Source organism: Planococcus versutus, from assembly GCF_001186155.3.
Taxonomy (GTDB): domain Bacteria; phylum Bacillota; class Bacilli; order Bacillales_A; family Planococcaceae; genus Planococcus; species Planococcus versutus.
The window spans coordinates 1302520-1316177 of the sequence record NZ_CP016540.2; the positions used below are offsets into that span (position 1 = coordinate 1302520).

Sequence of the window (13658 nt, forward strand, 5' to 3'; positions counted from 1 at the left end):
ATCCGGAGGTGGATTACTATTAGCAAAGACATTAATGTAAATGACGGTATTCGTGCACGTGAGTTGCGAGTTATTGATCAAAACGGTGAACAACTTGGCATCAAAACACGCATCGAAGCACTTGAAATTGCAGCTCGTGTCAACTTGGATCTTGTTCTTGTGGCTCCTCAAGCTAAGCCGCCGGTTGCTCGAATCATGGACCATGGTAAATTCAAGTTTGAGCAGCAAAAGAAAGATCGTGAAATCCGTAAAAATCAGAAAGTGATTGTCGTCAAAGAAGTACGCTTAAGCCCTTCAATTGACGATCACGATTTCAACACGAAACTTCGCAACGCGATCAAGTTCCTTGAAAAAGGTGACAAAGTGAAAGCTTCTATTCGTTTTAAAGGCCGTGCAATTACGCACAAAGAAATTGGTCAACGTGTTCTTGAACGCTTCGCAGAAGAGTGCAAAGACGTTGCGACAGTTGAACAGCGCCCGAAAATGGATGGTCGCAGCATGTTCTTGATGCTTGCACCAATCAACGAAAAAGAATAAAAGAGATCATTGTTTAGGAGGAATTCGAAATGCCGAAAATGAAAAGCCATAGCGGCGCATCAAAACGTTTCAAAAAAACGGGTACTGGTAAAGTAAGACGCCACAGCTCGCACACTAGTCACTTATTCGCAAACAAATCAACAAAGCAAAAGCGTAAACTTCGCAAAGGGAAATTAGTTTCTTCAGGCGACTTGAAACGCATCAAATCATTAATCTATAACATGAAATAAGAAAAGCGAAACAAAAAATCGAATTTTATATATTCAGCAGGAGGTAATGTGATATGCCACGCGTAAAAGGTGGAACAGTGACGCGTCAGCGTCGTAAAAAGGTCATTAAATTAGCAAAAGGTTATTATGGTGCAAAGCACATCCTTTTCAAAGTAGCAAATCAACAAGTTATGAAGTCAGGTAACTATGCTTACCGTGACCGTCGCAACAAAAAACGTGATTTCCGTAGATTGTGGATTACACGCATCAACGCAGCAGCACGTATGAACGAAATTTCATACAGCCGTCTTATGCACGGATTAAAAGTTGCGGGTATCGATATCAACCGTAAAATGCTAGCTGAAATCGCTGTATCTGATGCAGCTGCATTCACAGCATTGGTTGATCAAGCAAAAAAAGCAGTAACTAAGTAATTAAAAGCGAAAGTGCCTGTTCAGACCCGACAGGCTTAAGGCGGACCACCGAAGCGACGCTTTTTGTCACATAGAGGGTTGACTTAAGTCCCGAGGGTCTAGGCACTGTAGCTAGATAATAAAAAAGCGGAAGTGTCTGTTCATTGTGGCCAATAGACCATCACACAACTAGAAAGCTACAATGCTCAAGCATAAAGCGAACAATAAAAAAGACTGACGAATTTTCGTCAGTCTTTTCTTATGGAGGAAAATCTTATGTTTTCGATTATTTTGGGTTATATAGCAATCCTATCAGCGATGGCCATGGCCATGATGAAAATAGACAAACGCCAAGCGCAACATCATGGACAACGCATTCCTGAAAAAAACTTGTGGATTATTGCGATTGTAGGCGGTGGCATTGGCGCTTATCTCGGCATGATGTTATTTCGTCATAAAACAAAGCACACCAACTTTCGCATCGGTTTTCTTGTTCTGGCCATGCTCGATGTTGCCATAATAGGATGGAGCTATCAAAATTTCTAAACAAATTAACTACTTAGCTGTTGTGTTTCATTAATTGTTCTACTGGGTTTTGCCAGCTGATTTTAGCGTCTGGGTAATTCATGTTGATTTCTTTTTCAAGAAAGTGAAAATCTTCTTTTGTGAAGCCTTGCAGCCGATCTGGGTTTTCAACCCACACAGAAATTGAAACAACTTCAAACGCATTTTCAGTCGTGCCCAAGTATTTTTCACCTTCAAATAGCACACCGCGTAATGCAACAAAGAAGTTTTTTCGAACGTTCTTTACGTCATCTAAAAAGTAATAACTTCCAGACTCGAGAGCGGTGTCTAACTTTCTTTTTGGGTCGACAATATAGCGGATCAAGCGATAGAATAAATAGATGATCAATGCTAATACAATAAGGCGTATAAGAAAAGCCATTAAAATTACCCCCTGAGTTCCATAGTCCTATACACATTATACGATCCAAAAGCAGTTTAGTTTCAAGATATATTTGAAAAGGAGAGTTCTTTATGAAATTACAAGAATTATTCAAAATGCAAGCAGAATTAGATCATTTTATTCAATCAAATCAGAACATAACAGAAGACGTTTTTCGTAAAAAAGGTCTTTCATTACTAGTGGAACTAGCAGAACTTGCCAATGAAACACGTTGCTTTAAATTTTGGAGTTCGAAAAAAGCGTCTGAGCGTTCTGTGATTCTAGAAGAATATGTGGACTCAATCCACTTTTTACTATCACTGGGTATTGAAAAAGATTTAAATACATTAGAAAATTGGCCAGAGCCGATTTCTGAAAAAGACTTAACAGAGCTTTTTTTACAAACGCAGTATGCGATTCAAGCGTTTCTTAAAAATTACTCGATGTCGAACTACATGGAAATCTGGAGTTGTTACGGCGGAATTGCCGTTGCTTTAGAATTTAGCTACGATGAAGTGCTTGATGCATACATGAAGAAGAACAAAACCAATTACGATCGTCAAAATGAAGGATATTGATAAACGAATGTTTTGATAATTGGTAGAAATTGCTTTATACTAAGTGAGTAGTAAACTATTTAGGAGGTCGAAATAATGACTAAGTTGGATGAAACACAAGTAATGTTAAAAGAATTAACAGACGCTAATGGCATACCAGGAAATGAACGCCAATCACGTGAAGTCATGAAAAAATACATATCTCCATTTGCTGATTCAATTGAAACAGACGGACTAGGAAGCTTAATAGCTAAAAAAGAAGGGTTAGCAGATGGGCCGAAAATCATGGTAGCTGGTCACTTGGACGAAGTCGGCTTTATGATTACACAAGTAGATGAAAAAGGATTTTTGAAATTCCAACCAGTAGGTGGTTGGTGGTCGCAAGTTATGCTCGCGCAGCGTGTCACGATTACAACGCGAAGCGATAAAGAAATTATAGGTGTTATCGGATCAAAACCACCACATATTTTAACAGCAGAAGCACGTAAAAAACCTGTTGAAATTAAAGACATGTTTATTGATATCGGCGCTTCATCTCGTGAAGAAGTGAAAGAATGGGGCATCACGCCAGGCGATATGGTGACACCGTATTTTGAATTTACAGTGATGAACAACGACAAATTATTAATGGCCAAAGCATGGGATAACCGTATTGGGTGTGCCATTGCGATTGACGTTTTAAAAGGACTAAAAGGCGTTGACCACCCGAACGTCGTATACGGAGTAGGTACTGTTCAAGAAGAAATTGGTTTGCGTGGCGCGAAAACAGCCACTGCTCAAATTCAGCCAGATATCGGATTTGCAGTAGACGTTGGGATCGCAGGTGACACACCGGGAATCACAAGCAAAGAGTCTACTAGTAAAATGGGTGACGGACCACAACTATTGCTTTTCGATGCTTCTATGGTTTCTCACCGTGGATTACGCGAACTAGTTGTCGACACGGCTGACGAAGCGGGCATTCCGTATCAGTTTGAAACGATTGCTGGCGGTGGAACAGATGCCGGATCTATCCATTTAACTGCAAATGGTGTTCCTGCACTTGCAATCGGTGTAGCCACGCGGTACATCCATTCGCACGCAGGCATCTTGCACCGAGACGATTACGAAAATGCCGTAAAATTGATCATCGAAGTGATCAAAAAGCTCGATAAGGATACAGTCGCGCGCATTACATTCGAATAAAATCGAAAAACCCTTCGCTACGGCGAGGGGTTTTTTTGCTTTGCAAACAACGTGATTTTTATGCAAATAAAGACGCTCTTGCCGCAAACAAACAGAGAGGTAGCGAAAAGAAAAATGTGCATTATGCAACTAACTTTCTCTATCCCGCAAACAAACTCAATAACCAGAATGTTTTTATCTGAATGTTAACTTTAGTTGACTTAATGTTAAGTATAATGTACATTATGTTATATATACCTAACATAAATAAAGGAAGGATGAAGCAGATGCTCAAAAATCGAGTAAAAGAACTCAGAGCTCGGTACGGCTTCACACAAAGCGATCTCGGTACACAAGTGGATGTCACTCGCCAAACCATTGCTTTTATTGAAAAAGGCGAGTTTTCACCTTCGATTACTTTGTCGTTAAAATTAGCAAAAGCATTGCAAACAAACGTCAATGACTTATTTTGGTTAGAGGAGGATGTTGACCATGAAAAATGATTTTCGCATGCAGTATCCGTTGTGGATGATGGGATTTATCGTAGTGTTGGGCATATTTTTGTTTGGAGTCAATTCACCCGAAACAACTGAAATTGTCAATACAGAAGTAGAACAAAGCATACTAGTAGAATATGGTTTGGTTCAAGGATTTATTATTGTAGGATCAATTATTTTATACTTAATAATGTTGCTCATTTTTTATATAAAAATGAGACGTCATAACACTATGAATCCTACACAGAAAATCCCATCTTTTGCTATTCGTCCACCTGAGTATTTAGAGCAAGATGAAGGCATGACACACATTACGCGCATTGCTTCTCAAAAAGTCTATACCTTTATGACTTGGAGTTTGCCAGCACTTGCGGTGTTTGCAATGTTTTCTCCGCTGCCGCGTATTTATATCGTACTTTCCATATTGGCAGTCGCATTATTACAATACGTCATTTACTACAGAGAAATCCGTAAGCACTTGAAGGAGGAAGATGAATGATCTATGAATATTTTCTCGTATTTCTAGGAGCAGCTATTCCTTGGTTTGAAATTGCTTTAGTTATTCCACTCGGCATCATATGGGGGTTGTCTCCATTTTGGGTAATGCTACTAGCATTTGTCGGCAATATGGTGACAGTTCTCGCATTAATCATCGGCTTTGACCGCTTTCAGATTTGGTACAATAACCGACAAAAAGCAAAAAGCAAAACCGTCTCGAAAAAAAATGAGCGTGCCAAACGAATTTGGAACAAATACGGGTTGCCAGGACTAGCGATACTGGGACCTATTTTAATTGGTACACACATCGCGGCTTTTATCGGAATGACACTGGGTGCGACAAAAAAGAACACGACAGTTTGGCTGACCATTAGCATCGCTGCGTGGACATTAGCCTTTGGCATTTTGACGGCACTTGGCTTTGATTTTTTCACGGACAAAATCTAAGCTGTGTCCAGACTCCAGCGCCCAGTCCCTCGAGTCGCTTCAGCCTTTACAGCAATGGCAAAGGACGCCATTACTGTAAAGGCTTCCAGCGCTTGTCGGGGCTAGATGGGCGCTTCCGCTTTTCTGTATGCTATACTTGAGCTATTCTGAAATAAAGGCGTGAAGTTATAATGAAAAGAATCGAATCCAATCAAAACTCACTTGTTAAGCATTGGAAAAAGCTTAGCACAACCCGGAAAGAGCGGGACAAATTTGCAGAATTCTTGGTAGAAGGATTTCATTTAACAGAAGAAGCACTTCGTAAAAAAGACCTTGTCAAATCATTAATCGTACGCGAAGGAGTGGATATTCCAGAAGACTGGGATATTGAAGGCGTTCCTTATTATTCTGTAACAGCGGCTGTAGCAAAAGAAATTTCTGAAACAGAACACACGCAAGGGGTTTTCGCACACTGTGCACAACCGGAATTTACGGAAGATGAACAAAAATCATGGGAAAAGTTACTGATGATTGATGCAGTTCAAGATCCGGGAAATATCGGCACGATGATACGAACAGCATCAGCTAGCGGCATCGATGCAGTCGTTTTGGGCAAAGGTTGCGCAGATCCATTTAATCCGAAAACAGTTCGTTCAGCACAAGGATCGCATTTTCAAATTCCAGTTGTAAAAGGCGAATTGGTGGAATGGATTGGACAAGCAAAAGCGAGGGGTATTGAAGTTTTCGGAACAGCATTGCAAAACTCAACACCGGTTCACGAAGCTCAAACGCAAAAAAAATTTGTGTTAATTGTTGGCAATGAAGGCAGTGGAGTAGATCCAGTTCTTTTGCAGCAAGCAGATCAGAATTTAATGGTGCCACTTTACGGTAGCGCAGAATCATTGAATGTAGCAGTAGCTACAGGGATTTTATTGTACAGCTTAGTGCCTAAAAACTAAGTTTGATAAAAGTGTAGAACTTTCGTATAATGAAAAAGTAAATAAGTAAAAGCGAAGAACGGGAAAAGTACGTTGCGTCCTTACATGACAGAGATTCTGCACCTTGACTGGAAGTGCGGATATGTAAACGCCTCAGAAGTTCACCCCGCGAGCTGCCTAACGGGACCAGTAGAAATACTGTAAAGATGGGCCGGTGAAGAGCCGTTATGTAAACAAGTGATTGCGATTTGCAATAACTAGGGTGGTACCGCGAATAATGCCTCGTCCCTTTTCTGGGACGGGGCTTTTTACTGTCTAAGGAGGAGAAAAAATGGAAGCACAATTGCAGGATTTGAAAACACAAGCACTCGAAAAGATTGCTGCAGCGTCGACTGTCAAAGAACTAAACGATGTCCGTGTCGCGTATTTAGGGAAAAAAGGACCGATTACAGATTTGTTAAAAGGCATGGGCAAACTCCCAGCTGAAGAACGTCCGAAAATGGGGGCATTGGTGAACGTTGTTCGTGAAGAAGTAACGACACAACTTGATAGCCGTATGGTGCTTTTAGAAGAACGAGCAATCAACAGCAAGCTTGAAAGCGAAACAATTGATATCACGTTACCGGGACGTCCTATGAAAACAGGCAACTCGCATCCGTTAACACGTGTTGTAGAAGAAATTGAAGATTTATTTATTTCAATGGGTATGAAGTTGCCGAAGGTCCAGAAGTGGAAAAAGATTATTATAATTTCGAAGCATTAAATTTACCAAAAGGTCATCCAGCACGTGATATGCAAGATTCTTTCTATATAACAGAAGACATTTTACTGCGTACGCATACGTCACCGGTTCAAGCACGCACTATGGAAGCAAAAGGCGGAGAGCCGATTAAAATCATTTGCCCAGGCAAAGTGTATCGCCGTGATAGTGACGACGCAACGCATTCGCATCAATTTACGCAAATTGAAGGATTGGTTATCGGAGAAGACATTCGCATGAGCGATTTGAAAGGAACACTTTCAGTATTCGCTAAAAAAATGTTCGGTGAAGACCGTGAGATCCGTCTTCGTCCAAGCTTCTTTCCATTTACAGAACCATCTGTTGAAATGGACATCTCATGCTTTAAATGTGGCGGCAGTGGCTGTAATGTCTGTAAAAAAACAGGCTGGATCGAAATTCTTGGCGCTGGAATGGTGCATCCAAATGTTCTTGAAATGGCCGGCTATGATTCGAAACGCTTAACAGGATTTGCTTTTGGCATGGGCGCTGAACGAATCGCGATGTTGAAATACAACGTCGAAGATATTCGTCATTTCTACACAAACGATGTTCGCTTTATCTCTCAATTCCAACGTACAGAACTTTAAGGAGGAAATAAAACATGCTGGTATCTATTAATTGGTTGAAAGACTATGTAAATACACAACAATTCCCACCCGCAGAATTAGCAGAAAAAATAACGCGTTCTGGTATCGAAGTCGATGCAATTATCGATCGTTCGCATGGCATGACAAATATTGTCGTAGGTTATGTTGCATCTTGTGTCAAACATCCTGAAGCAGATAAATTATCAATTTGCCAAGTCGATGTCGGCGAAGAAACAGCGCAAATTATTTGTGGAGCACCCAATATTGCACAAGGCCAAAAAGTAATTGTCGCACGACCTGGAGCAAAACTTCCTGGGGGCATCAAAATCAAAAAAGCAAAACTTCGTGGAGAAGAATCCAATGGCATGATTTGTTCATTACAAGAGCTTGGCATTGAAAACAAGCTTGTTCCAAAAGCATACGCTGAAGGCATTTATGTATTGCCAGAAGACGCAGAAACTGGATCGGATGTAATTACAAACTTTCATTTAGATGATACTGTATTAGAATTTGATTTGACGCCTAACCGCGCAGACGCAATGAGCATGATTGGTGTGGCTTATGAAGTTGGAGCGATTTTATCAGAAGACGTTCAGTTGCCGGAAATTAGCTATAAAGAAGCAGTAGACAGGGCGTCATCTATGTTGACTGTAACAGTCGACGCACCTAAAGCAAATCCATTATATGTGGCTAAAGTTGTTCGCAACATTAAAGTTCAAGAGTCGCCAATGTGGCTACAACAGCGCTTGATGGCAGCAGGTATCCGTCCTCACAATAACGTAGTCGACGTGACTAACTTTGTTTTGATGGAGTACGGTCAGCCACTTCACGCGTTTGATTACGATTTATTGGAAACGGGTACCATTACGGTTCGCCAAGCAACAGAAGGCGAAACGATTACGACGTTAGATGATGTTGAACGTAAATTAGCTGCTCATCAATTGGTTATCACGAATGGTGAAAAACCAGTCGCGATTGCTGGTGTTATGGGTGGCGCAAACTCAGAAGTCAGTGACTCGACAACGACAGTTGTCATTGAATCTGCTTATTTTGAACCAGGTTCTGTTCGTCAAACATCAAGAGATCATGGGTTACGCAGTGATGCAAGTACTCGTTTTGAAAAAGGCGTAGATCCAAACCGTGTCATTCCAGCCGCAGAACGTGCAGCGCAATTGCTGTCTCAACTTGCAGGTGGGGAAGTGCTAGCTGGATCTGTCGTATTTGACGAATTAAACAAAGAAGAAAAAATCATTAACGTATCTCCAGATTTTATTAACAGTCGTTTAGGCATGAAAATTTCCTTTGAAGACATGTGGGATATTTTAAATCGCTTGAAATTTAATACGGAAGCGGCAAATGGGCAATTGGTTATTTCTGTGCCAACACGTCGTCAAGACATTCAAATTCCTGAAGATATCATTGAAGAAATTGCGCGTCTTTACGGATACGATGAAATTCCGGCAACGTTACCAAAAGCAGAAACAACACCAGGTGGATTAACACCTTATCAAGCAAAACGCCGAATCGTGCGCAACTTAATGGAAGGTGCTGGGTTGTTGCAAACAATAACGTACTCGTTAACTTCTGTAAAGTCTGCTAAGCAGTTTGCATTAGATGAAACAGAAGCCACTCGTTTGTTAATGCCGATGAGCGAAGAACGTAGCATTTTGCGTCAAAGCCTATTGCCGCATTTATTGGAATCGGTTACGTATAATACAGCGAGACGTATGGATTCAGTCGCATTGTACGAAACGGGATCTGTTTTCCTAAAAGGTGACGATGAGTTATTGAACGAACAAGAACATTTAGCAGTGGCAATCACTGGTTTATGGATCGATAATAGCTGGCAAGGTGAGAAAAAGCCAGTAGACTTTTTCGTCTTAAAAGGACTTGTGGAAAGTCTTGGGGAAAAATTAGGCGTCAACTTTACATTCGAGCGTGGTCAAATGGACGACTTACATCCAGGCAGAACGGCGTTTATTATGCTAAACGACGAACGCATTGGCGTCATTGGCCAATTGCACCCGTCAGAACAAAAAATGCGTGACTTGAAAACAACGATTGTCATGGAATTAAATCTGGCAGCCTTGTTAAATTTAGAAACAGATACATTAGTTTACACCCCCGTACCGCGTTATCCCGCTATATCACGTGATATAGCATTGGTGCTCTCAAAAGATACGGCAGCTGCAACGATTGAAACGACGATTCGTAATGCAGGCGGCAAGCTATTAAAAGACGTTCGCGTATTCGATCTGTACGAAGGCGACAAAATGCAAGAAGGCAAAAAATCAGTAGCCTTCTCGTTAACTTATTTCGATCCTGAGAAAACGTTGACGGATGAAGAAGTGACAAACGCACATGAAAAAGTAATAGCGGCTCTGACAGAAGCTGGAGCAGAGTTGAGAAGTTAAAGGAATTTGATAGTAATGCTAAAAAAAGATGAATCCACTGGATTCATCTTTTTTTTAATTGCCGTGTTTTTTCGCCAGTGCCAATACTTTCCTGGTATTCGCAAAATGTACTTTCGTCAACGTTTTCAAATACTCTTCGCCATGCTTTAATATAATCCTCGCAGCCACTTCATCCACAATTTTTCCTGCGCCTTTTGGTAAGGTGACGCCAGCGCCTAAACTCATCCGGTCCATCTCTTCAAGAAATGCAACGCGAGCGATAATAGACGCACAGGCGACTGAAACGTGAAGACCTTCCGCTTTCGTGGAAAACAAGACGTTCTCACGAATGATTTCTGGTTCGTCTTTAATATGCTTATAATAGATGCCGCGTTCTGCAAATTGATCGATTAAGAGAAAGTCTGGTTTTTCGGGTGCAATCTCGTTTAGAACATATTTAAGTGCTTGATTGTGCAACAAAGCTTTGATTTTTCCTTGTGACCAGCCTTGGCTTTGGACTTTGTTGTATTTATCGTTTTTTAAAGTCAGCGCTTTGTGAGCGAATGTTTGTGTTAAGTCAGGAGCTATTTTGCGCATCCAATCGTCTGTCAATTGTTTGGAATCTTTAACTCCGAGCTCATGAGCAAGCGCTATTTTGTCGGCCGGTACGTAACATGCCGCGACGGTAATTGGTCCGAAAAAATCGCCGGTACCTGTTTCGTCAGATCCGAGAACCGAAAGTTGGGCAAAATCGTCAGGAAGTTTGTCTCCTTTGGTTGAGACGATTTTGCCAGCTGCAGGGGGAATTCCCCATTTTGCTGCTTCTCGTGCAGCCCCATTTCCTTGAAACATGACTTTCCCAGATGTGTAAACGGTCACGACGGTATCGGATATTTTAGCGCTAAAGCGAGCATATGGATTTTTGGAAGTGACTTTGCTTTTCTGGTAGTGAGCAATCACTTGGAGAAGACTGTCTTCTGTAAGTTTTAGAACTAAATTTGACATGGGTAAGTCACCTTTCTTTGATTCACAATCGGCTTGTGTTCATGGTATGATGGGTAAAGAATTCCAAAGGGGGATATTGCATTGTCTGAGCAACATAAAATTCACACGGTCGTAGACATCTATGGCAACACCTATAAAATGGTCGGTACTGAAACTTCTGGTCATATGCGTCTGGTCGCATCGATGGTTGATAGTAGAATGCGTGAAATTAATGCGTTGAATCCATCACTCGACCAAGCAAAGCTTGCTGTGTTAACTGCGTCAAATGCGATACATGACTATCTTAAACTGAAAGAGCAAGTTGAACAATTAGAAAATGAAATAAAAAAATTAAAGGAATGACGTAAATGCTAAATATTCTTTTACTCATCTTACTAATCGGTGGCATCATCGTGGGCGCCAAAAGAGGATTTATCGTTCAGTTGATTCACATGGTTGGATTTGTTATTGCATTAGTCGCGGCTTATAATTATTATAAACCACTGTCTGAATACTTCGTACTGTGGATTCCATATCCGGCCATAAATGAAAACTCTCAGTTTACGCTTGCTGTAGACAAATTGGATTTAGATCAAACTTTCTATCAATTATTAGCATTTGCACTTATTTTCTTTGTCGTAAAATTTGCTTTGCAGTTGCTTGCATCAATGTTTGATTTTCTGAAATTTTTGCCAGTACTTGGCTTTTTCAGCAAAATACTTGGTGCTGTTCTAGGATTTGTTGAAGCATACATCCTGTTATTTATTTTCATCTATGTATTTGCGCTACTTCCGGTGGACGTTGTGCAAAACCAGTTAGAGAATTCCAGTATTGCTCAATCAATGATTGAGAACACACCTTATTTCTCTGAGAAAGTAAAAGAATGGTGGTATATTTATATGTAGTAGGAACTTCTCTCTTACGAGGGAAGTTTTTTTAATCGAAACGAGGAGGGCTTTTGGTGAATAAGAAGATTATCATCAGAACACTTGAAAAAATTGCATTGTATATGGAACTTAAAGGGGAAAACCCGTTTAAAGTATCGGCTTTTCGAAAAGCCGCTCAAGCGCTTGAACTCGATCAGCGCAGTTTAGACGAAATTGAAGATGTCACCAAACTAAAAGGTATCGGAAAAGGCACAGGAGACGTTATACTCGAATTGATAAACGACAATAAGTCAACCGTTCTCGAAGAGCTTCAAGAAGAAGTGCCAAAAGGGCTGATTCCAATGATGAAACTTCAAGGATTAGGTGGCAAGAAAATCGCCAAACTTTACAAAGAATTGGGTATTGATTCGATGGAAACTTTAAAAGCAGCTTGCTTAAATGAGGAAATCCAAAAACTTCCGGGATTTGGTCCGAAATCAGAAGAAAAGATATTGAAAGAGATCAATGACTTTGAAACCAAACCGGATCGTCAGCCGATTTGGAAAACGGAAGAAACCGTGGCGTTTATTCAAGATGTCTTAACATCAATTGCGGAAGTCACTGAGTTTTCAGTAGCTGGAAGTTTTCGACGGACGAAAGAAACGAGTAAAGATATAGACTTTATCATCGCAACTGCTGAACCTGCAAAAGTAAAAGAGCAACTTTTAGCAGCATTGCCTGTGAAAGAAACTATTGCATCTGGAGACACAAAAGTTTCTGTGACTGTAGAAGTATTAGAACCAATCGATGTGGATTTCCGTTTAGTGGCTCCTGAAGAATTTGTGACAGCGTTACACCATTTCACAGGATCAAAAGATCACAATGTGAGAATGCGTCAATTGGCAAAATCACAGAACCAAAAAATTAGTGAATACGGCGTTGAACAAGAAGATGGCAGCGTTAAAACGTTTTCAACAGAAATCGATTTTTTTGCTCATTTCGGTTTGCCGTTTATTCCACCATCGGTTCGTGAAGATGGACGAGAACTAGATCGATTAGAAGAGTTGCCAGAACTTGTGACGATAGAGGATATTAGCAGTGATTTGCACATGCATACAACTTGGTCAGATGGTGCCAATTCACTAACTGAGATGATTGAAGCTTGTGTGGCGAAATCGTATAAATATATGGTCATCACAGATCACTCTCATTACTTAAAAGTGGCTAATGGCTTAACACCTGAACGTTTAACCGACCAAAATAGTCAAATTCGAGAATTGAACAAAAAGTATGATGCGATAGAGGTATTTTCAGGAACAGAAATGGACATTTTGCCTGACGCAACATTAGACTTTGATGACGATATGCTCAAAAAATTAGACTTTGTCATTGCCAGTATCCATTCGAGTTTCCAACAGCCACAAGAACAAATTATGGACCGTATATTAACGGCTATGAAAAATCCATATGTCCACATGATTGCGCATCCGACCGGCAGAATTGTTGGCCAGCGCGATGGCTATAATCCGGATGTGGAGCAAATTTTAGACTGGGCAAAAGAATACGGCAAAATTGTCGAGTTAAACGCCAGTCCGTATCGCTTAGACCTCGCTGTGCCTTACTTAATAATGGCTCAAGAAAAAGGAGTTCCTGTCGCAATCAACACAGACGCCCATGCCATTGAAGGATTAGACGTTATGAAAACCGGCGTCAAGCATGCCCAAAAAGCATGGCTAAAAAAAGACACCATAGTAAATACATGGTCACTTGAAAAGTTCAAAGAATTTATTAACAAATCGAAATAAAAACTCATGGTTTTAACTTGCGACATCTTGTCGCCTTAGCTTTCGGATCTACATCCT

General features: G+C 40.7%; 16 protein-coding genes, 1 pseudogene and 1 other annotated feature. Of the genes and pseudogenes, 15 read left to right on the forward strand and 2 right to left on the reverse strand.

What is annotated here, in order from left to right; genetic code table 11:
* Positions 1-30 precede the first annotated feature (30 nt).
* From infC to I858_RS06625, 4 genes are all read left to right on the forward strand, one after another.
* On the forward strand, positions 31-537 hold the full coding sequence (gene infC, locus I858_RS06610) for a translation initiation factor IF-3 (RefSeq protein WP_065524276.1): 507 nt from the start codon (positions 31-33) through the stop codon (positions 535-537).
* A gap of 29 nt (positions 538-566) precedes the next feature.
* Complete coding sequence (rpmI, locus tag I858_RS06615) at positions 567-767, forward strand: 50S ribosomal protein L35 (protein WP_008432253.1); 201 nt, start codon at positions 567-569, stop codon at positions 765-767.
* A 53-nt stretch (positions 768-820) separates the two neighbouring features.
* Positions 821-1180, forward strand: a complete 360-nt coding sequence (rplT, locus tag I858_RS06620; RefSeq protein WP_006831130.1) for a 50S ribosomal protein L20 — start codon at positions 821-823, stop codon at positions 1178-1180.
* A 255-nt stretch (positions 1181-1435) separates the two neighbouring features.
* Positions 1436-1705 carry a DUF1294 domain-containing protein gene (locus tag I858_RS06625; RefSeq protein WP_083553667.1) on the forward strand — a complete coding sequence of 90 codons (270 nt, stop codon included), beginning with the start codon at positions 1436-1438 and terminating at the stop codon, positions 1703-1705.
* Positions 1706-1718: 13 nt separating this feature from the next.
* Here I858_RS06625 and I858_RS06630 read toward each other — a convergent pair whose 3' ends face one another.
* On the reverse strand, positions 1719-2105 hold the full coding sequence (locus I858_RS06630) for a sigma-w pathway protein ysdB (protein WP_065524274.1): 387 nt from the start codon (positions 2103-2105) through the stop codon (positions 1719-1721).
* Positions 2106-2197: 92 nt separating this feature from the next.
* Between I858_RS06630 and I858_RS06635 the strand changes: the two genes are divergently transcribed.
* The 8 genes and pseudogenes from I858_RS06635 to pheT all read left to right on the forward strand — a co-directional run bounded on the left by I858_RS06635 (position 2198) and on the right by pheT (position 9967).
* On the forward strand, positions 2198-2683 hold the full coding sequence (locus I858_RS06635; RefSeq protein ID WP_065524273.1) for a dUTP diphosphatase: 486 nt from the start codon (positions 2198-2200) through the stop codon (positions 2681-2683).
* Positions 2684-2758: 75 nt separating this feature from the next.
* Positions 2759-3847, forward strand: coding sequence for a M42 family metallopeptidase (locus I858_RS06640; RefSeq protein WP_065524272.1), 1089 nt, complete (start codon positions 2759-2761; stop codon positions 3845-3847).
* Positions 3848-4113: 266 nt separating this feature from the next.
* The gene (locus I858_RS06645; protein WP_065524271.1) at positions 4114-4329 is read left to right on the forward strand and encodes a helix-turn-helix transcriptional regulator; all 216 of its coding nucleotides are present in this window, start codon (positions 4114-4116) and stop codon (positions 4327-4329) included.
* Positions 4319-4822, forward strand: a complete 504-nt coding sequence (locus tag I858_RS06650; protein ID WP_065524270.1) for a hypothetical protein — start codon at positions 4319-4321, stop codon at positions 4820-4822. The genes I858_RS06645 and I858_RS06650 overlap by 11 nt, the downstream gene beginning before the upstream one ends.
* Positions 4819-5268, forward strand: coding sequence for a small multi-drug export protein (locus I858_RS06655; RefSeq protein WP_065524269.1), 450 nt, complete (start codon positions 4819-4821; stop codon positions 5266-5268). The genes I858_RS06650 and I858_RS06655 overlap by 4 nt, the downstream gene beginning before the upstream one ends.
* A 170-nt stretch (positions 5269-5438) precedes the next feature.
* A complete protein-coding gene (locus tag I858_RS06660) occupies positions 5439-6206 on the forward strand; it encodes a TrmH family RNA methyltransferase (RefSeq protein ID WP_065524268.1) in 768 nt (255 codons plus the stop codon).
* 45 nt (positions 6207-6251) lie between these two features.
* Positions 6252-6478 (forward strand) — a binding site (T-box leader).
* A 38-nt stretch (positions 6479-6516) separates the two neighbouring features.
* A pseudogene (gene pheS / locus I858_RS06665) lies at positions 6517-7553 on the forward strand (phenylalanine--tRNA ligase subunit alpha).
* Between the two features lie 14 nt (positions 7554-7567).
* Positions 7568-9967: a phenylalanine--tRNA ligase subunit beta gene (pheT, locus tag I858_RS06670; RefSeq protein ID WP_065524267.1), complete on the forward strand. Its 2400-nt coding sequence runs from the start codon at positions 7568-7570 to the stop codon at positions 9965-9967.
* A gap of 54 nt (positions 9968-10021) precedes the next feature.
* Here the strand turns inward: pheT and rnhC are convergent, their stop codons facing one another.
* Positions 10022-10951, reverse strand: coding sequence for a ribonuclease HIII (gene rnhC / locus I858_RS06675; RefSeq protein WP_065524266.1), 930 nt, complete (start codon positions 10949-10951; stop codon positions 10022-10024).
* Between the two features lie 81 nt (positions 10952-11032).
* Between rnhC and zapA the strand changes: the two genes are divergently transcribed.
* Genes zapA through polX form a run of 3 tightly spaced genes read left to right on the forward strand, consistent with a single transcriptional unit; the run spans position 11033 to position 13601 of the window.
* Positions 11033-11293 (forward strand): cell division protein ZapA, encoded by a 261-nt coding sequence (zapA, locus tag I858_RS06680; protein ID WP_065524265.1) that lies wholly within the window; start codon positions 11033-11035, stop codon positions 11291-11293.
* A 5-nt stretch (positions 11294-11298) separates the two neighbouring features.
* On the forward strand, positions 11299-11835 hold the full coding sequence (locus I858_RS06685) for a CvpA family protein (protein ID WP_065524264.1): 537 nt from the start codon (positions 11299-11301) through the stop codon (positions 11833-11835).
* A 56-nt stretch (positions 11836-11891) separates the two neighbouring features.
* Positions 11892-13601 carry a DNA polymerase/3'-5' exonuclease PolX gene (gene polX / locus I858_RS06690; protein ID WP_065524263.1) on the forward strand — a complete coding sequence of 570 codons (1710 nt, stop codon included), beginning with the start codon at positions 11892-11894 and terminating at the stop codon, positions 13599-13601.
* Positions 13602-13658 lie beyond the last annotated feature (57 nt).

Bases quoted from the DNA above. Each gene is read 5' to 3' on its own strand.
- rpmI (WP_008432253.1), top strand. From the start codon at position 567: ATGCCGAAAATGAAAAGCCATAGCGGCGCATCAAAACGTTTCAAAAAA.
- rplT (WP_006831130.1), top strand. From the start codon at position 821: ATGCCACGCGTAAAAGGTGGAACAGTGACGCGTCAGCGTCGTAAAAAG.
- I858_RS06625 (WP_083553667.1), top strand. From the start codon at position 1,436: ATGTTTTCGATTATTTTGGGTTATATAGCAATCCTATCAGCGATGGCC.
- I858_RS06630 (WP_065524274.1), bottom strand. From the start codon at position 2,105: ATGGCTTTTCTTATACGCCTTATTGTATTAGCATTGATCATCTATTTA.
- I858_RS06635 (WP_065524273.1), top strand. From the start codon at position 2,198: ATGAAATTACAAGAATTATTCAAAATGCAAGCAGAATTAGATCATTTT.
- I858_RS06640 (WP_065524272.1), top strand. From the start codon at position 2,759: ATGACTAAGTTGGATGAAACACAAGTAATGTTAAAAGAATTAACAGAC.
- I858_RS06645 (WP_065524271.1), top strand. From the start codon at position 4,114: ATGCTCAAAAATCGAGTAAAAGAACTCAGAGCTCGGTACGGCTTCACA.
- I858_RS06650 (WP_065524270.1), top strand. From the start codon at position 4,319: ATGAAAAATGATTTTCGCATGCAGTATCCGTTGTGGATGATGGGATTT.
- I858_RS06655 (WP_065524269.1), top strand. From the start codon at position 4,819: ATGATCTATGAATATTTTCTCGTATTTCTAGGAGCAGCTATTCCTTGG.
- I858_RS06660 (WP_065524268.1), top strand. From the start codon at position 5,439: ATGAAAAGAATCGAATCCAATCAAAACTCACTTGTTAAGCATTGGAAA.
- pheT (WP_065524267.1), top strand. From the start codon at position 7,568: ATGCTGGTATCTATTAATTGGTTGAAAGACTATGTAAATACACAACAA.
- rnhC (WP_065524266.1), bottom strand. From the start codon at position 10,951: ATGTCAAATTTAGTTCTAAAACTTACAGAAGACAGTCTTCTCCAAGTG.
- I858_RS06685 (WP_065524264.1), top strand. From the start codon at position 11,299: ATGCTAAATATTCTTTTACTCATCTTACTAATCGGTGGCATCATCGTG.